Here is a 24,333-nt window from a genome sequence, read left to right on the forward strand (position 1 = left end):
GACGAAACCTCCCCAGATTTCTTCGCGCTCCGATACCGTTCCCAGCGGTACGCGAAGACGCGACGTTTCATCGACGCGTCAGAGCGCCGATCTTCCCAGCGACGTGCAGAGCACGCCGTTCTTCCCAGCGACGCGCGGAGCACGCCGTTCACTGCAGCTGCGACACATGGCGCAGACGAAGCCGCCCGTTCGGGTGGACGACGGGGACGGAGAACCGCCCTTCGGACAACCTTATCGAGCGCTGAAGGTGATTCGCCAATCGTTGGCGGAATCGCCCGTCACTTCATGAGGGCAGTGCAGCTGTCCGCGATCGTGACCGGGGTGTCGGATGCGGTCGGGGTGTGCCGGAGCTCGAGCGGGCCGAGAGGTCCGTCGGGGAGCTGGACCGTGTACGAGACCGTCCGGCTCTTCCCCTGGCGCACCCCGATCATCTCGCTGACGGCGGTGTTGCTCTTCTCGACGCCGGAGCGTCCGAGCGATCTCACGTCGCCCGTGCCCGGCTCGACGGAGACGATCTTCGCGCCGGGCGGCGCGAAGAAAAGAACGTTCAGCATCATGTCGCGATTCGAGAAGCCGTAGCTCCCGTTGCGCAGACCGAGCACATACGCGCTGAGCGTGCTGCCCGGAACGGAGCTCTGCAACGTCATCGTGACGGTCGCCGTCCGCTTGCCCGCGTCGCACGTCGCGGAGATCGACGACTTCAGGTAGTACTCGAGCTTGCCGACGGAGTAGTCGTTGAGATAGATCCCCAGCTGGGTCTTCTCCTTGTTGTCGGCGCGCAGCGCGCCGTCCAGGCCGTACTGCGCGACGAGGGCCTGTTCGTCGGGACGGTCGAAGGAGAGGTAGACCCGCTGGTCGTTCGCAGCCTTCTGGAGCACCGCCAGCATCTTCAGCGGATCCCACGTCGGCGTCATGAGGTGTGTGAACGCACGGGATGCGACGTCGGCGAAGAATCGATCGGAGTCCGCGCCCATGGGATATCTCGCGTAGGAGTCGCTGAGCACGGCCTTGACCGCGTTGTCGGACGTGATCTGTGTGCCGTCTCCGGCGGTGAACGGACCTGCCACGGAGAGGGCGTCCGCGAGGACCATCGGGTCGATGGACATCACGCCGTCGAACTTCGATCCGTTCGTGTGCTGCCAGAGGTTCTGGAACAGCTCCGCCGTGGTCGGGAAGTCGGGCGTCATCGTGAAGTCCTGCGAGTGCCGATCCATCGTGGCGGGATACAGGGCGAGCGTCTCCGCCGGAAGCGAGGTGAAGGCCACGTTCTGCTTCCCGGCCTGGTAGAAGGTCGCGGAGCTCGCCTGGTCCATCAGCGCGAACTTGCCCTGGTCGACGGTGAGGATCATGCTCGCGGCGGGGTTGCCGCCCGTCGCGCGGATCTCGGCGTTGTTCTGGAAGATGATGAGGTACGTCCGGGGACCGTCGCCTCCTGCCATCTTCAGCAGCGTCGGCATGAGCTTCTGCACGCTCTGGAGCGCGGGACCGGTCTGGTCGATGAGCGTCAGGACCTGTCCGATTGCATCGTCGACGACGGGCAGCAGGTTCTTGCGGTCGATCCCGGCGATCTTCTGCTCGGCCTGCGCGAATGCGCCGTTGAGAGTCGGCAGGTCCTTCATCGCATCCTGGAACGGTGCGAGGTTGAACCCCCCGCCCACGAGCTTGATCTTGTCGGGCTGCAGGTTCGTGAGGAGCTTCATGCCGACCGGCACCGCGTCCTTCACGAGGATGTTGGTCGCCTCCGTCACGCCGCGGACCGCGGCGACGTTCTGCCCGACGAACGGCACCCGCGATCCGATCGACCACAACGGGCCCTGCACGGTCTTGTCCGCGTGCGTCGTCGCCGCGAGAGCGCGCGCCGACGAAGCCTGGATGGCGGCCTGGTCGCCCATCTTCACTTGCAGCGACATGAGCCCGAGCTCGTGCTTCGCTGTGGCGAGGTCGGCCTCGACGGACTTCGCCTGCTTGTAGAGCTGGTACGTCATCGCCCCGGCGACCGCTGCGAGGGCAAGCAGGAGCACGAAGGAGCCCGCGAGGATCCAGGGCCAGCGTCGGCGTCGGCGGCGAGGCGCATCCCCAGTCGCCTCGCGCCCGTTCTCAGAGGACACCCCTCGATGCTACGGGTTCGGTCCTGACATCGCGCCGTGAGCCAGGGCAGGGGATGCCGCAAGACGACGCAGAGGGCCCCGCATCCTCTCGGATGCAGGGCCCTCTGGAAGTCGCAGGACTTACTTGATGATCTTCGTCACCGTGCCGGCGCCGACGGTGCGGCCACCCTCACGGATCGCGAAGCCGAGGCCCTCCTCCATGGCGATCGGCTGGATCAGCTCGACCGTCATGTCGGTGGTGTCGCCGGGCATGACCATCTCGGTGCCCTCGGGCAGCGTGATGACGCCGGTGACGTCGGTGGTGCGGAAGTAGAACTGCGGGCGGTAGTTCGTGTAGAAGGGGTTGTGGCGGCCGCCCTCCTCCTTCGACAGGATGTACGCCGTGCCGTCGAAGTTGGTGTGCGGGGTGACCGAACCCGGCTTCACGACGACCTGGCCGCGCTCGACGTCGTCACGCTTGGTGCCGCGCAGGAGCAGACCACAGTTCTCGCCGGCCCAGGCCTCGTCGAGCTGCTTGTGGAACATCTCGATACCGGTGACGATCGTCTTCTGCGTCGGGCGCAGACCCACGATCTCGACCTCGGAGTTGATCGCGAGGGTGCCGCGCTCGGCGCGGCCCGTGACGACCGTGCCACGGCCGGTGATGGTGAAGACGTCCTCGATGGGCATGAGGAACGGCTTGTCCTTGTCGCGCACCGGGTCCGGGATCGACTCGTCGACGGCGTCCATGAGGTCGAGGATGGACTGCGTCCACTTCTCGTCACCCTCGAGGGCCTTCAGGCCCGAGACGCGGACGACCGGCGCGTTGTCGCCGTCGAAGTCCTGCGACGAGAGCAGCTCGCGGACCTCGAGCTCGACGAGCTCCAGGATCTCCTCGTCGTCGACCATGTCCGACTTGTTCAGCGCGACCAGCAGGTAGGGGACGCCGACCTGCTTGGCGAGCAGCACGTGCTCACGCGTCTGAGCCATCGGGCCGTCGGTGGCGGCGACCACGAGGATCGCGCCGTCCATCTGAGCGGCACCGGTGATCATGTTCTTGATGTAGTCGGCGTGACCCGGGGCGTCGACGTGGGCGTAGTGACGCTTCGGGGTCTCGTACTCGACGTGCGAGATGTTGATCGTGATGCCGCGCTGGCGCTCCTCGGGAGCCGAGTCGATCGACGCGAAGTCGCGCTGGACGTTGGTGGCCGACGGGTACTTGTCGGCGAGCACCTTCGAGATGGCGGCGGTGAGCGTCGTCTTGCCGTGGTCGACGTGACCGATCGTTCCGATGTTGACGTGCGGCTTGGTCCGCTCGAACTTGGCCTTGGCCACTTGGTCCTCCTCAGGACGTTCGTGTAGACGATCCGGGCACTGGTTTGCGACCGGTTCGCTACGGGGATTTCTCTAGCTTAGTAGAGGGTTCTGGTGAAGCAGTGTGAAGTTGTGTGACCGGGGGCCCCTCGACGAGCTCGGGGACCGAGGTGAGGGAACCCCCGGCGGACGATCACTCGCCCTTGGTCTTCTGGATGATCTCGTCTGCCACCGCGCGCGGGACCTCGGCGTAGCTGTCGAACTCCATGGAGTAGACGGCACGGCCGGAGGTCTTCGAACGCAGGTCGCCGATGTAGCCGAACATCTCGGACAGCGGCACGAGGGCACGCACGACCTTGACGCCCTGGGCGTCCTCCATCGACTGGATCTGGCCACGGCGGCTGTTCAGGTCGCCGATGACGTCGCCCATGTACTCCTCGGGCGTACGCACCTCGACGGCCATGAGCGGCTCGAGGATGACCGGGTTCGCCTTGCGGACGGCCTCCTTGAAGCCCATCGAGCCGGCGATCTTGAAGGCCATCTCCGAGGAGTCGACGTCGTGCGACGCGCCGTCCATGAGGATCGCCTTCACACCGACCATCGGGTAGCCCGCGAGGACACCGACGTTCATCGCGTCCTGGAAGCCCTGGTTGGTCGGCTCGATGTACTCGCGCGGGATGCGGCCACCGCTGACCTTGTTCTCGAACTCGTACGTCTTGTCGGCCGTGACCTCGAGGGGCTCGAGCGCGAACTGGATCTTCGCGAACTGGCCCGAACCACCGGTCTGCTTCTTGTGCGTGTAGTCGTGACGCTCGACGGTCTTGCGGATCGTCTCGCGGTACGCGACCTGCGGCTTGCCGACGTTGGCCTCGACCTTGAACTCGCGCTTCATGCGGTCCACGAGGATGTCGAGGTGCAGCTCGCCCATGCCCTTGATGACCGTCTGGCCGGTCTCGGCGTTCTGCTCGACGCGGAACGTCGGGTCCTCTTCGGCGAGCTTCTGGATCGCGAGACCCAGCTTCTCCTGGTCGGCCTTGGTCTTCGGCTCGATGGCGACCTCGATGACCGGCTCCGGGAACGTCATCGACTCGAGGACGACCTGGTTGGCGGCATCCGACAGGGTGTCACCCGTCGTGGTGTCCTTGAGGCCGATGACCGCGTAGATGTGGCCCGCGGTGACCGAGTCGACCGGCATCTCCTTGTTGGCGTGCATCTGGAAGATCTTCCCGATGCGCTCCTTCTTGCCCTTGGTCGCGTTGACGATCTGCGCGCCGGAGTCGAGGTGGCCCGAGTACACGCGGATGTAGGTCAGACGGCCGAAGAACGGGTGCGTCACGATCTTGAACGCGAGGGCCGTGAACGGCTCCTCACGGTCGGCGTGGCGCTCGATGATGATCTCTTCGTTCTTCGGGTCCTTCGCCTCGATGGCGGGGACGTCGAGAGGCGACGGCAGGTAGTCCACGACCGCGTCGAGCATCGGCTGCACACCGCGGTTCTTGAACGCCGAGCCGCAGAGAACCGGGTAGAGCTCGCCCGCGACGGTCATCTTGCGGATGGCGCCCTTGATCTCGGCGACCGTGAGCTCCTCACCGCCGAAGTGCTTCTCGAGGAGCTCCTCGTCGGACTCCGCGACCGCCTCGAGCAGCTGCTCGCGGTACTCGGCGGCCTTGTCGGCAAGGTCGGCCGGGATCTCCTGGATCTCGTACTTCGCACCCATGGTCACGTCGCCCTTGGCGTCGCCGGGCCACACGAGGGCACGCATCTCGACGAGGTCGACGACGCCGACGAAGTCGCTCTCCGAGCCGATCGGCAGCTGCAGCACGAGCGGCTTGGCCTTCAGGCGGTTGACGATGGTGTCGACCGTGAAGTAGAAGTCGGCACCCAGCTTGTCCATCTTGTTGACGAAGCAGATGCGCGGGACGTCGTACTTGTCGGCCTGGCGCCACACGGTCTCGGACTGGGGCTCGACGCCCTCCTTGCCGTCGAACACCGCGACGGCGCCGTCGAGGACGCGCAGCGAGCGCTCGACCTCGACCGTGAAGTCGACGTGGCCGGGGGTGTCGATGATGTTGATCTGGTTCTTGTTCCAGAAACAGGTGACGGCGGCCGACGTGATCGTGATGCCGCGCTCCTGCTCCTGCTCCATCCAGTCGGTGGTGGCAGCGCCGTCGTGCGTTTCGCCGATCTTGTGGTTGACGCCCGTGTAGAACAGGATGCGCTCGGTCGTCGTCGTCTTGCCGGCATCGATGTGCGCCATGATGCCGATGTTGCGGACCTTGTTGAGGTCGGTGAGCACTTCTTGTGCCACGGGGTGTCTTCCTTACGTTTCGTGTGAAAGTCCGAGGGATGCCGGCCGGAGAGGTCGTCTCCGGCCGGCATCCGGGTCGCTGATTACCAGCGGTAGTGAGCGAACGCGCGGTTCGACTCGGCCATCTTGTGCGTGTCTTCGCGGCGCTTCACCGCGGCACCCAGGCCGTTCGAGGCATCCAGGATCTCGTTCTGGAGGCGCTCGGTCATCGTCTTCTCGCGACGGCCCTTCGCGTAGCTGACGAGCCAGCGGAGGGCGAGCGTGTTGGCGCGGTGAGGCTTGACCTCGACCGGCACCTGGTAGGTCGAACCACCGACGCGGCGGCTCTTGACCTCGAGGGTCGGGCGGACGTTGTCGAGCGCCTTCTTGAGCGTGGCGACGGCGTCCTGGCCGTTCTTGGCCTCGACGCCGGCGAGGGCGCCGTAGACGATCGACTCGGCGAGCGACTTCTTGCCGTCGACGAGGATCTTGTTGACGAGCTGGCTCACGATCGGAGCGCCGTAAACCGGGTCGTTGGCGACCGGACGCTTCGGAGCGGGTCCCTTGCGAGGCATCTGACTCAGCCCTTCTTCGCGCCGTAGCGGCTGCGAGCCTGCTTGCGGTTCTTCACGGCCTGCGTGTCGAGCGCACCACGGATGATCTTGTAGCGGACACCGGGGAGGTCCTTCACACGACCGCCGCGGACGAGCACCAGCGAGTGCTCCTGCAGGTTGTGGCCCTCACCGGGGATGTAGGCCGTGACCTCGGTGCCGTTGCGGAGCTTGACACGGGCGACCTTGCGCATCGCCGAGTTCGGCTTCTTCGGGGTGGTGGTGTACACGCGGGTGCACACGCCGGCCTGCTGCGGGTTCGACTTCAGTGCGGGCGCCTTGGTCTTCGAGACCTTGGGCGACCGGCCCTTGCGAACCAACTGCTGAATGGTTGGCACGTTCTCTCCTATTTCGTGCTGCACGGTGACAGCGTCGTGGTTTCACCACAGATCCACCCGCGCGCAGGCTCGCGCTCATGAGGGTGGATATGCCGTGGGGGTGACCTGTTCGCAGGTCGTTCCCTGAGATGAGGCGCTTCTGCGACGTCATCCATGCCGGGGCACAGCGGACGGCGCGCTTGCGCACACGAAGTCAATGATACGCGTGCTCGGGCGTGTCGGCAAACGAGCGGCGGGATGGGGGTGCTACGCGCCCCGCGACCCGGCCGGCGCGCTGCGGATCAGCGGGTCAGGCGTCGACACGCGTGAGCCGCAGCTCCGCGTCGCCGAGGAGGAACCCCGCGCCGATCGGTCCGCTCCCGCCCTCGGCGAGCTCGGTCTCCCCTCCGTCGGCGGCGAGCACGGCGACGCCGTTCGTGGAGGCGAGGTCGGTGATCGTCCAGACGTCGTCACGACGCTCGAGGCGCGCGTGGGTCTTCGACATCGTGCGGGTCTCGTCCGCGATCGGGACGAGTTGCGCGTTCGGGAACCGCGGATCCTCGGCGGGACGGCGGCCCACGATGACGACGTCCGACGTCAGGTGGATGGGCGCCCCGAGCGGCGGAGTGAGCACCCAGCGCGGGCGGCGGCGCGGGGCGATGATCGTCTCGTCCGAGAACCCGTCGTCGGGGACCTCCGGCTCCGACCGCTGCGCCGAGACCGACGAGCGCGCCGACATCGGCGAGCCGAGCGCCGGCGCCCCCACCACGGCGGAGATCTCGCCGGACGTGTCGGTGAGATCGGCCGGGTCTGCCGGTTGCGCCCACGGACTCGACGAGCGCGTCGGGATGGGCGCGGTCGGGACGCTGCTGATGGGCGCGCGACGCGGACCGGGAGCGGCGGCGGACGACGTCGTCCCGACGATCTGCGCGTCGTCGGAGTCCTCGTCGAGATCAGCGTCGTGCGACGACTCCGGCGCCGACGCGGCGCGGGGCGCGAAGGCAGGGGCGGGAGGTGCGAAGGGCATGGCCGGCTGCTCGGTCGGCGGCTCGCTCGTGGAGGATTCCGCAGGCGGAGTGAACGCGGCGTCGCTCGGCGCCGACGGGCTGAACGCCGAGACGGGCGCCGCGGCCGGGGACGGCACGGCGGAGGCGGGCGCGACGGAAGCGGGCGCGGCCGGGACGGGCGCGGCCGGCGCGGGGGGCGCCGGTGAGAACGAGAGCGCGGGCGCACCGGCATCCGTCCCGCCGATGCGGGCGTCGAGATCAGCGTTGGCCGTCCTCATCGAGCCGCGGCCGGGGCCGCCGAGCCAGCGCGCCGGACCCCACGCGAGAACGCTGAACCACACCAGGGTGAGGAGCACCGCGAGCACCGTCATGCCGGCGCCGAAGCCGAACGAGACGTTGATGCGGTAGTAGGCCATGATCGAGACCACGAGGAGGGCGATCCAGCCGATCACCGGGATGAGGGCCAGCAGGATGAACCATCCGGAGTACCCGCCGAGCTCGAGCAGGGTGAAGCCGTTGAGGAATGGCACCCAGGCCTTCCACCCCTTCTCCCGCGCCTTCCGGAAGACGGTGGAGAGCGCGAGACCCATCCAGACGTAGGCGGCCACGCCGACTACGAGGTCGACGGTGAGGGCCGCGGTGTAGGCGGAATCGTTCATGTCGTCGGACGCCGAGTCTCGGCGTCGTCTCCTCTCGGGTCCGGCGCGGTGCGTCGGGGACGCACGAATGAAGACAACGATACGGCCGCGCGGAGCCGGCGCCACACCGAGTGACGTGCGCCGAGCGCCCGGCGCTCGGCATCGACGATGCTCCAGAACGCCGCGGCGTCCGCGGCATCCGGCTCGGCGTCCGAGAAGACCGCGCGGTCGGCGTCCGTGGCGAGCGCGGTCGCTCCCGCGGTGGGGATCAGGGATGCGGCGACCTCCATGCGGGTGCGCGCGCCGGGGCGCGGCATCCCGTAGTCGACGGCCGTGTCGACGAACTCGTCCCATCCGCCGCTGAACCGCGAGCGCGTCTCGCCGGCGCGGCGCCGCCCGCGCCGGCGCCCCGCCTTCGTGGCGATGACCGCGAGGAACGGCCCCGCCAGGATCGCGAGGACGAGAGCCGCCCCGCCCGCGATGCGCAGCGCCGCCCACAGCGACTCGAAGTCGGGGCCGTCGTCGCGCTGCGCGTCGGAGTTCGCGGCGTCGTGCTGCGCGGGGTCGGGCGGCACGACCTCGTGGGCCGTCTCGGGACGGACTTCGGTCGGGTTCTCCGGGTCGCGTTCGCGCAGGGTCGTGGCGTCGAGGCCGTTCTCGTGCTGAGGGGTGGCGTCGACCGCGACCCACGTACCGTCGCGGTCCTGCACCTCGGTCCACGCGGAGAGGTCTCCACCCGTGCACACCCCTCCCCCGCAGGCGGGGAGGTCGTTGCCCGTCAGCCGGACGCCGACGACCACGCGGGCCGGGAATCCGAGGGCCTGGGCGACGAGGGATGCGGCGACCGCGAACTGCTCGTCATCACCCACCGCGGCTACAAGAGAGGCATCGGCAGACGATCCGTCCGCCGCCTGCGTTGCGGCGGCCTGGTTCGCGCGATCGAGGAGTGCGCGGAACAGCGCGTCGACGCGGGCCAGCGAGTGCCCTGCGGTGCTCGGCTGGAAGACGTAGTCGGCGCCGAGCGGCTTCTCCCAGGCGGCGCCGGTCTCGGGCACCGCGAGCGCGTGGCTGAGATAGCCGCGAGCGCGCAGACGGTCGATCAAGGTCTTGAGGCCGGTGCCGTCGTGCGCGACGCGCTGGCGCGAGATCCAGTCGGTGACGCTCTGCGGCAGGGCGACGGCGGGTCTCGCCCCGGACGATTCGAGCGACTCCAGCGCTCGGGGTGCCGTCACGGTCGCGGTGAGGTCGTAGACGTCTCCCTCGCGCAGCGTCGCCGTGTCGACCGCGCCGGCCGTCGCCGCGGAGTAGTAGAACGCGTCGGCGAGGCCGCCGGCATCCTTCGACCCGGTGAAATCGACGCGCTCGAGCGAGCCGAACGTCGGCAGCCAGATGCCGCGGAGTCCGGCGATGTCGATGCGGACGGTCGACGGCGTGCCGGGATCGGGCTGCCGCGCGTCGGCGACGCGGGTGAAGAGCCCCCCGTCGGCCGCCACCCGGTACTCCGTGCCGTCGTAGTCGGTGAGCGTCGCGATGCGGATGCGGTCGGGCATCGGCCCGGACACGGCGTCGACGCTGAAGAGCGGTCGGGAGAAGGAGGCGTCGGCGAAGTGCGTGCGGTAGTCGCTGAGCGGGCTGACCGATCGGCGGATGACCTCCTCGGGGCCCGTCGCGCTGCGCAGCACCTCGCGCGTGCGGCCTTCCGCGACGAGCGGCGTCAGCGCGCTGCCCGCGACGACCGAGACCACGACCATCGTGGTCGCGAGCGCGGCGCGCCGGGCGCCGGCGGCCGAGCCCCGTCGCGCCACCCGCACCCCGCTCGCGTCCGCCGCCCGCAGCAGCGCCGCGCGGCGCAGTTCGCGCGTCCGCCACGACAGCCACGCCACGGAGACCATGAGGACGAGCGCTCCGACGAAGAGCTCGCGCGGCGCGGGGACGGCGAGCGGTCCGAGCCGGATCGTCGCGCTCGCGACGGGGGCACCGAAGAGGAGGCCGAACGCGGACATCGCGATGGCGGGCGCCGTCGCCCACGTGCTCGCCGCATCCGGCCGCCACGCGAGGGTCAGCGCACCGAGTGTGCCGACGAACAGCACGGCGAGCACGGGGACGAGGAGGTCCCGGTACGACCCCACGGGAAGGTCGACGGTCAGGAGGTCCTTGAATCCCGTCGACACTCCGGTCGCCGTCGCGCGGAGCGAGTCGAGGACGCCCGCCGGCGTCGGCTCCGGCGGCACGGCCACGACGATCGAGAGGACGGCGAAGAGCCCCGCCGCGGCGAGGACGGTCGCCCATGCGGGCCAGCACAGCACCCGGGCGACCGCCGCCAGCAGGAACGCCCCGGCGACGCCGGCGACGGCGACCCGCAGATAGGCGGGCGCGCCCTGCGCCCCGTGGGTGAGGACGCCGTAGATCGGCGCCGCGGCGAAGGCCGCGAGGGCCGCGCAGACGAGGACGTACAGGCTCCCCATCCCGACGATCCTCCCGCGCAGCCGCGACAGGTCGAGGCGGGGCGTCCGCGTCGCCGGGGCGGTCACGTCTGCGCTCCCCGCGCGAGGAGGCCGGCGAGGTCGTCGAGCACGCCGACCGTCAGCACCGTCAGGGCGCCCGTCGGTCGGCGGCGCGGGTGCGCGCGCTCGTCGCACACCACCGCGACGACCGCGGTGTCGATCGGGAACGCGAGGGCGGCGCGGCGCAGGCGCTCGACGGAGACGGTCGATCCGCACACGATGAACGCGAGCGAGAGGTCGGGCATCGTCTCCACGACGAGCCGGCAGACGTCCTCCAGCGGCATCGTCCGCTCGAGCGCGGAGACCTGCGAGAAGCCGTCGAGGAGCGTGCGGGGCGTCGGCGCGGAGAGCGACCGGATGGCCCGCATCCGCCCCTGGGCGACGCGCGGGATCTCCGCTCCGGACACGACATCGAGGTCGCGTCCCTCCCGCACCGCCTGCACGGAGAGGGATGCGGCGACCGACACCGCGAGCTCGAACTCGCCGTCGGCCGTCTGCTCTGAGCGGGGGTCGCCCCAGAAGTAGTCGCGCTCCGCGAGGCTCAGGACGACCGCCAGTCGCGAGCGCAGCGACTCCTCGAACTGACGGACCATCAGCTGCCCGGTCTTCGCCGTGGACTTCCAGTGGATCTGACGCCGCGCATCCCCCGGGACGTACTCGCGGATGGCGTGGAAGGAGATGTCGGAATCGACCAGGCGCCTGCTCGCGCTGCCTTCGAGGTCTCGGACGAGACCGGCGCTCGTGGCCGGCACGGCGACCGTGCGGGGGTGGACGTACAGCTCGTGCATCTCGTCCCACTCGCGTTCGCGGCGCACGAGCCCGACCGGGTCGGTGCGGATCGTCACCGCAGGTCCGACCGGGATCACGCCACGGCGGAGCGCCGGGATCGACACGGTCCGCGACAGCCGCTGACCCGGTCGCAGCAAGGGGACCGCCACCTCGACGAGCCCGTCGCCGATCGGCAGGTCGACGCGTCCGGGCAGCGCCGTCGTGCGCGCGGCGTTGCGGACCCGCAGCTCGGCATCGACGCTCGTGCCGGCGACGACCCGATCGTGCGCGACGTGCAGCGCCACGTCGTACCCCCGCGCCCCGAACAGGAACGGCACCGAGAGGATGAGGAGCACGAGCGCCGAGAGGGCCGCGACGATCGCCTCGACCCACCCGAAGGCGAGGCCCGCGGCAAGGCCCGCCGTCACCGCGACGATCACGAGCCATCCCGCCGGGGCGACCGTCGCGCCGACCTCACGGGCGCCGCGCGCGGCCGCATCCGTCCCCCGGCCCCACGCCGCCGCGACCGCGATCGCCGCGCGCACGAGCGGGGCACGGCGCGCCGTCACGCGGGCGTGCACCGTCGTCTCGGCGACGGCCGTGCGTCCGGCCGTCGTCGTGCGGGTCGTGGGAGCGGTGGGGATCGTCATCCGCGTTCAGACACGCTTTCGCGATGCGTCGGCGGCGCGACGTCGAGGAGGACGCGGCCGACGACGGCCTCCGGCGTCACGCCGTCGAACTCGGCCTCGGGATGCAGGATCAGCCGGTGCGACAGCACCGCGGTCGCGAGCGCCTTCACGTCGTCGGGCGTCGCGTACGTGCGGCCCTGGGACGCCGCCCGCGCGCGCGTCGCGCGGGTGAGCGCGAGGGCACCCCGGATGCTGACCCCCAGGCGCACCTGCTCGGCCGAGCGAGTCGCATCCACCATCCGCGCGATGTAGTCGAGGACCAGCGGATCGACGTAGACCTCCTGGGCGAGCTCCGCCATTCCGACGAGGGCGTCCGGGGTGATGACGGCCGCCAGATCGGCGGTCGGGATCGCCGCTCCGCCGAGGATGCGGAGCGTCGCGGCGTGGTCGGGGTAGCCGAGCGAGGTGCGCAGGAGGAATCGGTCGAGCTGCGCCTCCGGGAGCCGATACGTGCCCGCCTGCTCGACGGGGTTCTGCGTCGCGATCACGAGGAACGGGCTGCCGACCGGGCGGGTGATCGCGTCGACCGTGACGCGACCCTCCTCCATGACCTCGAGGAGGGCGGCCTGCGTCTTCGGGCTCGCCCGGTTGATCTCGTCGGCGAGGACGACGTTCGCGAACACGGGGCCCGCGTGGAACTCGAACTCCCCTGTCTTCTGGTCGTACACGGTGATGCCGGTGATGTCGCCGGGCAGCAGATCGGGGGTGAACTGGATGCGGGTGTTCGTGCCCTCCACGGACTGCGCGAGGGCGCGTGCGAGCGAGGTCTTGCCGGTGCCGGGGACGTCCTCCAGCAGCACGTGGCCTTCGCTCAGCATCGCCGTGAGGACGAGCTCGACGACGTGGCGCTTGCCGATCACCGACTGCTCGACGTTGTCGGCGAGCTGCCGGAAGGTCTGGGCGAACCAGGTGGCCTGCTCCTGGGCGATGGTCATCAGTGCTCCGTGGGGTGTGTCAGGGGGTCGGATTCGGGTTCGGGCTCTGCCCGGAGTTCGGGTCGCACGTGCCGCCGAACGTGGCCGCCGCGGGTGCGAGGCCCCAGTTCTGCGCGGTCCAGTCGACGGTGACGGCGAGCCCTGCGACGCGCACGGCGCCGACCGGCACGTCGCCGCTCGCAGGGATCGTCAGCTGCTTGCCCTTGGCGTCGTAGTAGGCGACCGCGGTGCGGTCCACGGTGATCGCGGCGAGGCCGGAGCTCGTGGCGCTCGCGCCCGTCGACGACGTCGACACCCCGAGCGGGGAGCCGCCGACGCACACGGACACCGACCACTTCGCCCACACCTGGTACGGCGCGCTCCCGGCTCGCGCGGTCACCGGCACCCACGCGGTCTGTGTGCCGAGCGTGCTGTTGACGAATCGCACCTGGATACCCGGGTCGCGGTCGAAGACGGGCGACGGCGGGGAGTTCGCCGCGACCCAGCCCTGGAAGTCGGGCGCGCTGTTGTGCGGCACGGGCTGCGCCGAGGTCGGCGCATCCCTGATGAGCCACTGCGCGATGCCCTGGCCGATCTGCGGGGCGGGAGCGACTTGGAAGGTGTACCCGCTGGGCGGCTGCGTCTGCACCGCGTTGATCGACGCCGTCGTCTCGACGCGGCCGAACATCTGCCCCTGGAACCAGGACTCGGCGCACAGCCGGAACGTGTACCTCGACCCGGCCGGGAGCGAGCGGAACACCGCGGTCGAGCCGGTCGCCGACACCTCGCACGTCTGGCCGTCACGGACGATGCCGTACTGGGTCGTCGCGCCGTCGCCGCCCTGGGCGGCCGTGCCCGACGCCGTGACGTCGACGGTGTCGTCGGCGTTCGAGGTCATCGACAGGTTCAGCTGCGGAGACGTGGGCGCTCCGATGCCGTTCGCGTACACGGTGCGCGAGGCCCCCGACGGCGACCCGCCGAGGCCCGGCGGCAAGCCGAAGCGCGAGTAAGGCGTGACAGTGATCGGCGTCGGGGAGTTGGAGCCGACACGGTACTGCGCGACGGTCACCGCCGTGTCGCTGCGGCGCACCTGCACCTGGGTCGTGTCGCCGGTCGGACTCGTGATCTGCAGCGACCCGGTCTGGCTCGGGTCGATGCCGGAGATCGTCAGCGACACGATGCCGCCGGCTCCCGAGGTGACGACCGGCGACGCGGTCACATCGGCGGGTGCGCCCGGTGTCGCGTACGCCCACGCCGTGGTGGTGACGGCGCTGCGCGATTCGCCGACGTCGTTGACCGCGGTGGCCGCATATGTCCGCTCCTCGCCGTTGGGAGCCGAGATCGGCGGGCAGACTCCGGAAGGCGAGCACGTCGCGACGACCTGTCCGAGGTAGCGGATCGCGAAGCCCGTCAGCGCCGGGTAGGCCAGGCGCGCATCCCCCGGGTCGACGCGGAGCGTCACGGTGCCGTCGGCGTACGCCGTCTGCGTGAGCGCGGCCGGCGCCTTCGGGAAGCCCTGCAGATCGAGGAGGATCTGTCCGTCGCGTTCGCCCGCCGTCACCCGGCCCTGGGCGTCTCGGAGGACGAAGGATGCCGCGCACGTCTGGCCCGGCGCATCCGGACTCCACGACGCCTGGATGCTGTTCGCCGACGCCGGGGCGAAGGTGACCCCGACGCACGAGGCCGACGCACTCGCGGAGACGACCTGCAGCGGGGTGTGCGGCAGCGGGTTCACCTCGCCCGTCGCGCCGACGACGGAGAACGTGCACGACGCCCCGGTGCCCTCGGAGCAGCGCGCGGTCGCGGTGCCGCCCTGCGGCAGCGTGCTGGGAGCCGCGCCCACGCGCAGCACGAGACGAGCGGGAGCGACGCCGGGGTGACTCGTGACCGAGATGACCGCGGCATCCTCTGCCCCCGGCACCGCCGAATCCGATCCCGTGACGGTGAGCACCGTGCCCTTCAGCACGACGGTGAACGACGGCCCGGGCGGCGTCACCGCGTAGGCGATGTGCTCCCAGTCGGTGCGCCCCTGCCACGACGTCATCGTCTTCAGGTCGTACGTGACCGTCTCCCCCGGGCCCACCACGACCGCGGCGGCGCGCAGTTCCGGCTGCGGCGCGAGCGCGCGGATGCGGATCGGCACGGAGAGGTAGCTCCAGTCCGGGTGCCCGGAGCCGATCCCGACGACGCGGACGGGCACGATGCACGCGTCCTGCCACGGCGCGCCCTCGCCCGCGTCGTAGCGGATCGTGGTGCCGCCGGTGCGGACGCAGGCCGCGCCCTTGCGCGCACCGCTCGGCGCGACGTCGGCGCCCACCTCGAGCCGTCCGCCGGGCGGGATGCCGACGAGGGATGCCATGTCCCACGACACCGACGACTTCTCCGCGACGTCGGGGAAGCGCGCATCCGGCTTCAGTGCGAGCGTCACGTCGTCGATGCCCGGGATGCGCAGGAAGCCGTACGTGGTCACGGTCGCGCCGGAGGCAGCCGTGCCGGTGAGGGCGAAGGGGATGACCCGGGCCGGCGCGGTCGCAGGCCCTCGCAGGCGCGTCCCCTCGACCGTCACGCCGTCGGGCGACCCCCACAGGCTGAGCGTGAGGCGGCGCACGTCACCGCCCGACCACGACACCTTCCCCGCGACGACGTCGACCCCCGTGGTGAAGCGGTCGCGGTTCTCGGCGGTCAGCACCGTGTCGGTGACGATCGGATAGTCGGGAACGGCGTCGCGTACGACCTTGACGACGATGAGACCGCGCGCCGTGTTGCCCGTCGAGCTCTGCACGTCGTAGAGGAAGGACATCGTCCCCGGCGACAGTCCGGCCGAGATCTCGATGTCCGTGCGCGACATCGTGCCCAGCAGCGCCTTCTCGCGCGCGTACTCCGGGTTCGGGGACCCGTCGATGAGGGTCTCCGGGACGTCCGGGCGGACGGCGACGAGATGCAGCGTGCCGCCGGTCGGGTCGACGTCGTTCGCGAGGGGGCTCACCCTCGCGACGTTGGTCGCGCCGGTCTGGATCTCGACGTAATCGGTGAACGTGACCGGGCTCGGGTTGGCCTGGGCATCCAGCACGCCCACGCGCGCGGTCGCGGTGCCCGTCATCCCTTCGCTGTCGACGACCTGGTACGTGAACGACACCTGCCCGTGGAATCCGGGGACGCTCGCGTACACGAGCGACTCGCCGTCCGCCGACAGGGTCGCGGAACCGCTCGAGGGCTGTGTGAGCACGCGGTCGAGGGAGACCGCGTCGCCGTCGGGGTCGACGCCGAAGGAGGTGAACGGGATGGTCGTCGTCTCGCCGCTGAGCACCCGGCCCTCGAGCGTCCGCGGGCGCGGCGCCCTGTTGTCCTTGTCGGAGATGACCGTCACGTGCACGGTGGCGGTGTCCGCGAGCGCCGGATTCCCGGCCGCGTAGATGGAGTAGTCGACGCGGTACTCGCCGGGGGTCGACGGGGCGAGGTAGCGCAGCATCCGCCCCGCCGCGAACGCGAGCGCGGTGGATGTCGACGAGTGCACGGATGCCGGGTTCAGTGTCACCGTCCCGCCCGCGGCGGCGACGTCGTTGTCGAGCACCGGGATGTCGACCTGCGCACCGGCGCGGACGACCACATTGTCGTCGACCGCGATGGGCGCGAGCTCGGGCGCGGGCGGCAGCAGCGTGACGCTCGCCTCGCCCTCGATGCGCGCGCCCTGGTCCTCCGTCCCGTCGGAGACGACGTAACGGACCGTGCCGAGGGCGCCCGGCTCCCCGGTCGACGTCGTGCCCGTGATGCGCAGGTAGCGCTGGCCGACGACATCGACGGACAGGCTCGCACCCGGCTCTGCCGTCGTGCGGATGTCGCTCAGGAGCAGCACGCGGTGCGTGGGGTTGGTCACCGCCGCCAGCACGTCGACCGTGACGTCCTGCGTGGGGTGGACGAACGCCACCACGGGCGCCGTCGCGAGCTGGGCGGGCGCGCCCTTCGGCAGGAGTGTCACCCGTACCGTCGCGCTCGCGTCGGTGATGCCGTCGGACACCGTATACCCGATGCGGTATATGCCCGGCGCATCCGCGGTGAGATCGAAGGTGGTCGCCCCGGCTGTGGGTACGGCCTGGGCACGAGCGTCGTCGAGCACGTGGACGGCGGTGAGCGTCAGCCGTCCCTGCGTGCCGGTCACGTGAGGGGCGACGTCGATCGTGAGACCGCCGCCCTGGGTGTCGGTGACAGCGAAGGAGGATGCGGCGATCCGGGGCTGCGGCGCGATGCGCACGGCGAGCTGCTTGGTGGATGTGCGCCCGTGCGTGTCCGCGACGGTGACCGTGAGTTCGACGATCTGCGGAGCCGTCTGCGACGCATCCGGGTACTGGTAGACGACCTGTCCCGCCGGCGTCGCGGCGACCGAACCGGCGCCCGACGGGTTGTCGACCGACTCGAGCAGCAGCGGGTCCCCGTCCGGGTCGACCCATCCGTCGAGGACCGGCACCGAGACGGTGCCGCCGGGGGCGACCTCGGGAGACGGCCACGTCGCGAGGCATCCGGGCACCCCGCACCATTGCGGAGCGGTGTCCTGCCCGTCCGGAACGACGGTGAGGGTCACGGTCGTGGGCTGCGAGTACAGGCCTCCTCCCTGCGCCGTTCCGTCCGTGACGCGGTAGTGGAAGGTCGCGGTGCCCTGCGCACCGGGGGCGACCTGCACGGCGAGCCGCTGCCCGTTGTCGGTGATGGTCAGCGATCCGAAGCCCGGGTCGAGCCCGGTCACGCTCGCCGGATCGATGCTCAGCACATCCTCGTTGGGGTCGTGGTCGTTCAGCAGCACCGGCAGGGTCGCGAGGCGCCCTGCGCGCACGCCGAACCGGTCGGGCTCGGCGACGGGCGGGCGCGGGTCGATGACGACGCTCGCCTTCTCCGCCGTCTGCTGCGTCTGCGGCGTGCGGCGCTCGTCGAGACTCCAGTCCTGGCTCGACGGCAGCAGCGCTCCCGTGCGCCCGTTCCACACCCACCCGCTGCGGGTCTCATTCAGGATGAGACTCGACGCGGAGGCGCTGAACACCGGCTTGCGGTCGCCGTCGAGCGTCGCCGAGCCGTAGGACAGCTCCGACTCCCCCGCATCCGATCGCCACAACGTGCCGGAGGTGCGCCCGAGCCAGGCCGCGTGCACGATGCCGTCGAACACCACCGGCCGTGCGGGGGTGCCGAGATCGCGCGTGCCGCCGCCGGCCGCCCGCGTGGGCTTCGACCCGTCCACGGGGAGCCGGATGAGTCCGGCGTCGTCGGCGACCCAGGCCGCCTCGCCCTGCGACGAGGCCCGCGCGGGGGCGACGTCGCCGACGAGGGCGAGGGATGCGGGACCGTCGGCGCCGCGCCGCCATGTATGACGACCGTCAGAATCGATGAGGAACCACACGCCGTCGGTCGCGGTGAGGGCGAGCGTCGCGCCGGATGCCGGGGGCAGCGGCACGCGGTCGCGTCCCTGCACCTGGCCCGAGCCGATCGCATACCGCTCGACGACGTGATCGGACGGCGAATAGGCGAACAGCGTCCCGCTGTCATCGAGGGCGATCGCGGCGGCCGTAAGGGGCTTGGCATCCGCGCCCCCGACCTGCACGGGTGCCGCTCCCCCGAGGACGCCCGCCCAGACGGTGCCGCTGTCGGTGCGGTACGCGACCCACTGGCCGGCGGTGGCGACCTCAACGGTGCCCGGCGGGGTCGACGGCGCCGCACGCAGTGCCTCGTCGTCGAGGTTCGCGGGAAGGGACGCGTCGATGCGGGTGAGCTTGCCGAAGCTCTCCGAGAACAGGAACGCGCTGTCATCGGTCTGCGCGACCGCCGACGGGTTGGCGACCTCGCGCACGGTGTCGAGCTCGCCGATCGCGGTGTTGACGCGCGCGTAGTGGCGACCCGAGCCGGTCTGGAGCGCCCAGACCGCCGTCTCGGCGGGCGGCGTGCGCTTGGCGTCGAGACCTGGCCACACGACGCTCACGACGACGACGGACGCGATGACCGCTGCGCCCGCGATGAACGCCGCGATGGTTCCCCGGCGGCTCATCCGATCCACCGCCCGGTCGCTCGACCCCGCCGCCCGGTCATTCAGCCCACCGCCTGCAGCCACACGGCGATCGCAGCGCCGATCGCGAGGACGAAGCCGGCGGCGGCGACGACGGCCCACGGCCAGACGGGCTTGCCCGCCGGCGTCGGCGTCACGGTCGTCGCATCCTCGTCGCGCGCCTGGCTCGCGACCCCCGCCGGCTCGCTCGTACGACGGGAGGTCGTATGCTCGACGGTCGAGCGGATGGCGCGGGGCGATGCATCAGCGAAGTCCACCTTCGCCGCTTCCGGAGCCCATTCGTCCACCGCGACCTCGATGGGGGTCTGGGCGAGCCCGAGCACGCGCTGCACGTCGCGCAGCGCTTCCGCGAACGCGAGCGCCGTCGGGTAGCGGTCGGCGGGGTCGCGTGCGAGGGACGCCGCGAGGACGGCCTGCAGCTCGTCGGGGACATCGGGGCGCGGGATGCGGGGATACGCGGCGCGCAGGATGCGGCGGCGCAGCTGGTCGCGGGAGTTCTGTCCCGCCTCCGGCCGCTCGAACGGGCTGTGTCCGGCGAGCAGCGAGTAGACCGTCGCGCCGAGGCTCCACACCTCGCTCGCCACGGTGCCGGGCGTGTCCTCCGACACCACCTCGGGCGCGCTCCACGGCACGCTCATCGCCAGGATCTCGTCGCCCTTCGTGGGGGTGAGCGCGGCCGAGATGCCGAAGTCTGCGAGCACCGGCACCCCGAAGCTCGTGATGAGGATGTTGCTCGGCTTGACGTCGCGGTGGATGAGCCCGGCTCGGTGCGCTGACTCCAGCGCGCTCGCCATCTTCACGCCGATCGACAGCACCTCGTCGACGGGGATGCGCTCGTGCCGGTACCGCTGCGCGAGCGAGCCGGGGCAGAACTCCATGACGATGTAGGCGCGCCCGTCGGCGGAGATCCCCGCCTGGTAGACGGTCACGATCGACGGGTGCGCGGACAGGTGCGCGAGGACGTCGGCCTCGGAGTTGAACATCCGCAGCAGTTCGGGGTCGCGCACATCGCTCGGAAGCACCTTCACGGCCACCGCGCGCCGGGGCATGTCCTGCTCGTAGAGGAAGACGTCGGCGAAGCCTCCCGATCCGAGCGGCCGCACGTAGGCGAGCCCTGGCAGGACCGGGGGCGTGGACGGGAGTCGTTTCGGCATCGAACCCCCGACATGCGTGCTGGTTGCGCCCCAGCGGACCATGGCGGGGCCCGACCATGGTAACAAGCGCGCCTGACGCGGTGAATCCGGCGGTGGATGGCGCAGTTCCGCGATCTGACGCAGCCCGCGGGCTACCGTTGTCCTGTGGAGCGTTCGCTCGATACCCAGGTCAGCCAGGCCGTCGACGCCTGGCTGCGCTGGCTGCCCCGCTGGCAGCCCGCGACCCACCGCGGCCGTGTCGCGCCCTGCCGGCTGTGTCTCGGCTCCCCGGTGCTGTCGGCCGCAGGACTCGGGGCCGATGTCCCGCACGCGGTGCAGCACGGTCTCTCCGTGCGCGTGAAGACGATCGTGGACCGCGCCGTCGCGGACTACACGTCGCGCAACCTCCCCATGCTGCAGGCCGAGCTCGACCAGCAGGCCGCGCGCAATCGCGCACGCAGCTACCGTCCGGCCGAAGACCTCGACCCCGAGTTCGAAGGACTCCCGCTCGATCCCGACCCGGTTCCCGGTGCGCCGTTCCTCTTCACCCTCTCCGGCCTCGCGGCGGAGGCGGACGCGGATGTCCCGGCCCTCCCGCCGCTGACCGAGGAGGCGAAGGCGGCGCTCCGGCAGGAGGTGGGCCTCGCCGACGACTACGCCAACATGGTGGGGCGCGAGATCTGCTCGGTCTTGCTGCACCACCGCCTCCGCATCCAGACGGCCGTCGCCGAATACGTCGAGCCGCAGATCTCGGCGATGCTCGAGGAGCTCACGCGCTCCCTCGACGCACCGTTCGATCCCGGCGCCGACGGCGGGTTCGACGGGCTCTGATCCGCACTCTCCTCGTCGAGCTTCCGCACGCGGCGCCGACAGCGTCGAGGGTCTCCGAGCCCGGCCCCCCTCGCCGACTTGCGGCAAATGGCGGGATACGTGTGGGCGATTCGCGCATTTCGCCGCAAGTGGGCGACGGACCGTCGTCACTGCGGGCGCTGCGCGCATTCGACGGCACGTGGACGACGGGGTGTCGTCACTGCGGGCGCTTCTCCCACGGCCAGCGCGGACGCCCCGCATGCGTGCGCACCAGGGCGATGCCCGCCCAGCCGGCGATGAGCGCCGCGCCGAACACAACGGCGCCGTACCAGGTCGTAGCGAGGTGCCCCACCGTGCCGATCGCCGCTGCCGGGTCGGCGCCGACGATCATGGCGACCAGCCCGACCCCGACGAGATACGCGAGGAAGGTCACGAGGGCGACGATCAGCGCACCCCAGAACGACGGATGCGGCACCCGCACGAACGCCCACAGGGTGATCGCGAACGCGGCCGCCGCGAAGACGGGCCCGAAGATGCCGGGATACTGCCCGAAGCCCGGCGTCGAGATGACGTCGGTGTTGGTGGCGAGGCTCGTCATCCCGAGGCCGAAGATCAGCAGGGCGACGAAGCCGAGCAGGGAGAAGGCCAGCGCGACGGGCGGTCGCACCGGCCCCGCGCTGCGCGCGTCACCGGCCATGACGCCAGCCTAGGCGCATGGGCACGGCTCCGTGGGCCTACGGCACGACGAGCTGCGGGCCCGCCTCGAGCGTGCGCTCGTACTCGCGCTGCGCCTCCAGATTCTGCGCCGTGACCCGCTTCCCGCGGGCCGCAGCCCATCCGCCGAACCACATCGTGAGCTCCCGCGCGATGATGAACGAGGAGACGCCCATCAACGTCAGGAACAGCGTGTTCACGTTCATGCGCGCCACGTCGGCCGAGGTGAGCAGCCAGAACTGGCCGTTGGTCACGGTGAGGATGCCGCCGAGCGCATATCCGCCCCACGTGATGAAGCCGACGAGCAGACCCCAGATCGCCCAGTGCGCCCAGCGGCCGCGATTGATGATCGCGCCGAGCAGCCAGAAGGCGAAGAAGAACACGACGACGGGCGTCCAGAGGGCCCACGAACCGAGCAGGTTGAGGAGCTGCTGCACGTAGCCGTCGGTACTGCCGTGGTCCATCAGGAACCACTTCGCCGACAGCACACCGACGAACAGCACCGCGAACGCGGCGGCGGCGACGAGCCCGATGCCGCCGGCGGCGGCGCGGTTGCCCCGGGGGCGGGGCGATTCGGGCGCCTGCACGAAGATCGGCTGCGGCGTCGGCGGATACGCGACGGTCGCAGCTGCCGCGGCGGCTGCTGCGGGCTCGGCCTGCGCAGCCGCAGGCTCGCTCGCGGTGACGGCTGCCGCCTCGGCCGCGGGCTCTGCAGCAGCGGGCTCGGTCGCAGCCGGCTCCGGCGCGGGCGTGGCCGCCGGTGTGTAGGCGAGGGATGCGGCCTCCGGCGACTCCCACGGGTCGGGCTCGGCGGCAGGCGCGCCACCGGTGCTCGCGGGCTCGGATGCGGTGGGCTCTTCGTCGGGGGTCGCGTTGTCGGCGGATGCCGACTCGGAGGAATCGGATGCGGCGCCCGCTCCGGCGGCGGCGGCGGATGCCAGCCCCTCGTGGGCGCTGCCGACGACGTCGTCGACGCCGTTCGGCTCTTCGATCGGCTCGCCGACGGGCGGCTGGGGGTCGCTCATTGCGGTGCTCCTCACGCGGGGAATGGCCTTCCCGCACGTGCGAGGGTAGTACGCGGCCCCGACACCGTCCCGGAGGCGTGCCGCGCGAGTGCGCAACCCGCCGGTCCCCTTCCGTCCCGGCGGAAGACGGATGCGGATACGGTGAGGCCATGCAAGGGCGCATCGGACTGCGGGCGGCCATGACCGCGGCATCCATCCTGATCGTGGCTTTCGCCGTCGTGCTCGTCAGCTGCGCGCCCGAGCCGTCGCCCGCGAAGCCCGGCGCGGCGGTCACGTCCTCGACCTCTCCGCGGGCGACATCCACGTCGACGCCCACACCCAGCCCGTCGACGACCGCGATCGCGATGCCGACGGACTGCCGCGCCATCCTGTCGTCCGGGGTCCTCGCGCAGCTGAAGGACGTCCCGCTGAACGATCCGGCGTTCGGGAAGTCGGGTGTCGTCGACGGCGGCCTCGTGTGCATCTGGGGCTCCCCGAAGGCCGACACCACGAACCTCACGACGAAGATCACGCGCGTCGCCCGGGGCGCTGCGCTCGACATGCTGAACGGCCTCGTGGCGCAGGGATTCACCTGCTACACGCCCGATCAGGGCACGCGCTGCGAGAAGACCTGGCCGGACCCCCACTACCCCGTCACCGACGGCCGGACGCTGTTCTGGCGGGACGGCATCCTCATCGACACGACGTTCTCGAATCTCGCACCGACCGGGTACACGGGAAGCATCGTGGCGCACGTCTTCGCGTGACGCCGCAGGGTCAGGGCGTGGCCGCGGGCCAGAGCCGCGCGATCAGCTGGTCGCTGTAGCCGGGCGGATGCCACTCCACCTCGGTGGTGGACAGCCACATCCCGCCGCGGACCACCTCGTCCTCATTCGTCGTGCCCGCCGACTTCGTGCACCGGATGCCGTCCCCGAGCGGCGTGCACGCGAACCCCGCCGCGGCGAGCGCCGGCTGCGCGATGGCCGCCGCGGTCGGATCGACGGCGGCGAGCGTGGTCGTCACCGTGCCGCCCCCGCTGTTGCGCCACGCGCAGGTCATCCGCACCTGGGGCTTCAGCCCGTCGCGTACGGCCGCGACGGAGACCGACGGCGGAGCCGTCGACTGGGCGAGCACCACCTGCGGGTTCCAGCCCAGCTCGATCCACAGGATCCCCGGGTAGAGCGTGCGGCAGTCGTCGGTCAGCTCCTTCTGCGGGGGCGCCCCGCCCGCCTGCGGTGCCGACAGGGCGTTGCGGAGCGTGTTCCCGGCGAACGCGATCACCGACGGGACCGCGGGCGCAGCGAGATAGGCCAGCCCCGCGACGACCCCCGCACACAGGAGCCCCGCGGGCCAGGCGATCCAGCCGTTCCGGCCCCCGATCATGCACCCCACCCCCACTTCCCAAGGTAGGCCGCGCTGAGGGCGTCGGGGTCGCGGCGCGCCCGCGCGAATGTGCGGATGCGCGCGCATGGCCGGGAACGCCGAAGACCCCC

16 protein-coding genes are annotated in these 24,333 nt (G+C 71.1%); 2 read left to right on the forward strand and 14 right to left on the reverse strand.

The window, feature by feature from the left end; all coding sequences use genetic code 11:
• Positions 1–278 precede the first annotated feature (278 nt).
• From QSV35_RS07345 to QSV35_RS07395, 11 genes are all read right to left on the reverse strand, one after another.
• Complete coding sequence (locus QSV35_RS07345; RefSeq protein WP_286288005.1) at positions 279–2,108, reverse strand: DUF4012 domain-containing protein; 1,830 nt, start codon at positions 2,106–2,108, stop codon at positions 279–281.
• A gap of 120 nt (positions 2,109–2,228) precedes the next feature.
• Positions 2,229–3,422, reverse strand: a complete 1,194-nt coding sequence (gene tuf / locus QSV35_RS07350; protein WP_286288006.1) for an elongation factor Tu — start codon at positions 3,420–3,422, stop codon at positions 2,229–2,231.
• A 172-nt stretch (positions 3,423–3,594) separates the two neighbouring features.
• Complete coding sequence (fusA, locus tag QSV35_RS07355) at positions 3,595–5,709, reverse strand: elongation factor G (RefSeq protein WP_286288007.1); 2,115 nt, start codon at positions 5,707–5,709, stop codon at positions 3,595–3,597.
• A gap of 83 nt (positions 5,710–5,792) precedes the next feature.
• On the reverse strand, positions 5,793–6,263 hold the full coding sequence (rpsG, locus tag QSV35_RS07360) for a 30S ribosomal protein S7 (protein WP_286288008.1): 471 nt from the start codon (positions 6,261–6,263) through the stop codon (positions 5,793–5,795).
• A 5-nt stretch (positions 6,264–6,268) separates the two neighbouring features.
• Positions 6,269–6,637: a 30S ribosomal protein S12 gene (gene rpsL / locus QSV35_RS07365; RefSeq protein ID WP_286288009.1), complete on the reverse strand. Its 369-nt coding sequence runs from the start codon at positions 6,635–6,637 to the stop codon at positions 6,269–6,271.
• Between the two features lie 289 nt (positions 6,638–6,926).
• A complete protein-coding gene (locus QSV35_RS07370) occupies positions 6,927–8,282 on the reverse strand; it encodes a DUF5684 domain-containing protein (protein ID WP_286288010.1) in 1,356 nt (451 codons plus the stop codon).
• A complete protein-coding gene (locus tag QSV35_RS07375; protein ID WP_286288011.1) occupies positions 8,279–10,792 on the reverse strand; it encodes a transglutaminase-like domain-containing protein in 2,514 nt (837 codons plus the stop codon). Before QSV35_RS07375 ends, QSV35_RS07370 begins: the two co-directional genes overlap by 4 nt.
• Positions 10,789–12,183, reverse strand: coding sequence for a DUF58 domain-containing protein (locus QSV35_RS07380; protein ID WP_286288012.1), 1,395 nt, complete (start codon positions 12,181–12,183; stop codon positions 10,789–10,791). Before QSV35_RS07380 ends, QSV35_RS07375 begins: the two co-directional genes overlap by 4 nt.
• On the reverse strand, positions 12,180–13,157 hold the full coding sequence (locus QSV35_RS07385; protein ID WP_286288013.1) for an AAA family ATPase: 978 nt from the start codon (positions 13,155–13,157) through the stop codon (positions 12,180–12,182). Before QSV35_RS07385 ends, QSV35_RS07380 begins: the two co-directional genes overlap by 4 nt.
• A gap of 19 nt (positions 13,158–13,176) precedes the next feature.
• Positions 13,177–19,161, reverse strand: a complete 5,985-nt coding sequence (locus QSV35_RS07390) for an Ig-like domain-containing protein (RefSeq protein WP_286288015.1) — start codon at positions 19,159–19,161, stop codon at positions 13,177–13,179.
• Positions 19,162–19,202: 41 nt separating this feature from the next.
• Positions 19,203–20,333: a serine/threonine-protein kinase gene (locus QSV35_RS07395; RefSeq protein ID WP_286288016.1), complete on the reverse strand. Its 1,131-nt coding sequence runs from the start codon at positions 20,331–20,333 to the stop codon at positions 19,203–19,205.
• Positions 20,334–20,477: 144 nt separating this feature from the next.
• On the opposite strand from QSV35_RS07395, the gene QSV35_RS07400 reads away from it, so the two are divergent.
• Positions 20,478–21,143 carry a spermidine/putrescine ABC transporter substrate-binding protein gene (locus QSV35_RS07400; protein WP_286288017.1) on the forward strand — a complete coding sequence of 222 codons (666 nt, stop codon included), beginning with the start codon at positions 20,478–20,480 and terminating at the stop codon, positions 21,141–21,143.
• 196 nt (positions 21,144–21,339) lie between these two features.
• Here the strand turns inward: QSV35_RS07400 and QSV35_RS07405 are convergent, their stop codons facing one another.
• Positions 21,340–21,819, reverse strand: a complete 480-nt coding sequence (locus tag QSV35_RS07405) for a hypothetical protein (RefSeq protein ID WP_286288018.1) — start codon at positions 21,817–21,819, stop codon at positions 21,340–21,342.
• Between the two features lie 37 nt (positions 21,820–21,856).
• On the reverse strand, positions 21,857–22,861 hold the full coding sequence (locus QSV35_RS07410) for an ABC transporter (protein ID WP_286288019.1): 1,005 nt from the start codon (positions 22,859–22,861) through the stop codon (positions 21,857–21,859).
• 149 nt (positions 22,862–23,010) lie between these two features.
• Between QSV35_RS07410 and QSV35_RS07415 the strand changes: the two genes are divergently transcribed.
• Positions 23,011–23,607, forward strand: coding sequence for a hypothetical protein (locus tag QSV35_RS07415; protein WP_286288020.1), 597 nt, complete (start codon positions 23,011–23,013; stop codon positions 23,605–23,607).
• Between the two features lie 10 nt (positions 23,608–23,617).
• On the opposite strand, the gene QSV35_RS07420 is transcribed toward QSV35_RS07415, so the two are convergent.
• The gene (locus QSV35_RS07420; RefSeq protein ID WP_286288021.1) at positions 23,618–24,223 is read right to left on the reverse strand and encodes a hypothetical protein; all 606 of its coding nucleotides are present in this window, start codon (positions 24,221–24,223) and stop codon (positions 23,618–23,620) included.
• Positions 24,224–24,333: the final 110 nt, after the last annotated feature.

This window comes from Microbacterium candidum (genome assembly GCF_030315975.1).
Classification (GTDB): Bacteria; Actinomycetota; Actinomycetes; order Actinomycetales; family Microbacteriaceae; genus Microbacterium; species Microbacterium candidum.

Excerpts from the sequence above, each read along its gene's own strand:
- rpsG (WP_286288008.1), bottom strand. The coding sequence starts at position 6,263 with ATGCCTCGCAAGGGACCCGCTCCGAAGCGTCCGGTCGCCAACGACCCG.
- QSV35_RS07370 (WP_286288010.1), bottom strand. The coding sequence starts at position 8,282 with ATGAACGATTCCGCCTACACCGCGGCCCTCACCGTCGACCTCGTAGTC.
- QSV35_RS07380 (WP_286288012.1), bottom strand. The coding sequence starts at position 12,183 with ATGACGATCCCCACCGCTCCCACGACCCGCACGACGACGGCCGGACGC.
- QSV35_RS07385 (WP_286288013.1), bottom strand. The coding sequence starts at position 13,157 with ATGACCATCGCCCAGGAGCAGGCCACCTGGTTCGCCCAGACCTTCCGG.
- QSV35_RS07390 (WP_286288015.1), bottom strand. The coding sequence starts at position 19,161 with ATGAGCCGCCGGGGAACCATCGCGGCGTTCATCGCGGGCGCAGCGGTC.
- QSV35_RS07395 (WP_286288016.1), bottom strand. The coding sequence starts at position 20,333 with ATGCCGAAACGACTCCCGTCCACGCCCCCGGTCCTGCCAGGGCTCGCC.
- QSV35_RS07405 (WP_286288018.1), bottom strand. The coding sequence starts at position 21,819 with ATGGCCGGTGACGCGCGCAGCGCGGGGCCGGTGCGACCGCCCGTCGCG.
- QSV35_RS07410 (WP_286288019.1), bottom strand. The coding sequence starts at position 22,861 with ATGAGCGACCCCCAGCCGCCCGTCGGCGAGCCGATCGAAGAGCCGAAC.
- QSV35_RS07415 (WP_286288020.1), top strand. The coding sequence starts at position 23,011 with ATGCAAGGGCGCATCGGACTGCGGGCGGCCATGACCGCGGCATCCATC.
- QSV35_RS07420 (WP_286288021.1), bottom strand. The coding sequence starts at position 24,223 with ATGATCGGGGGCCGGAACGGCTGGATCGCCTGGCCCGCGGGGCTCCTG.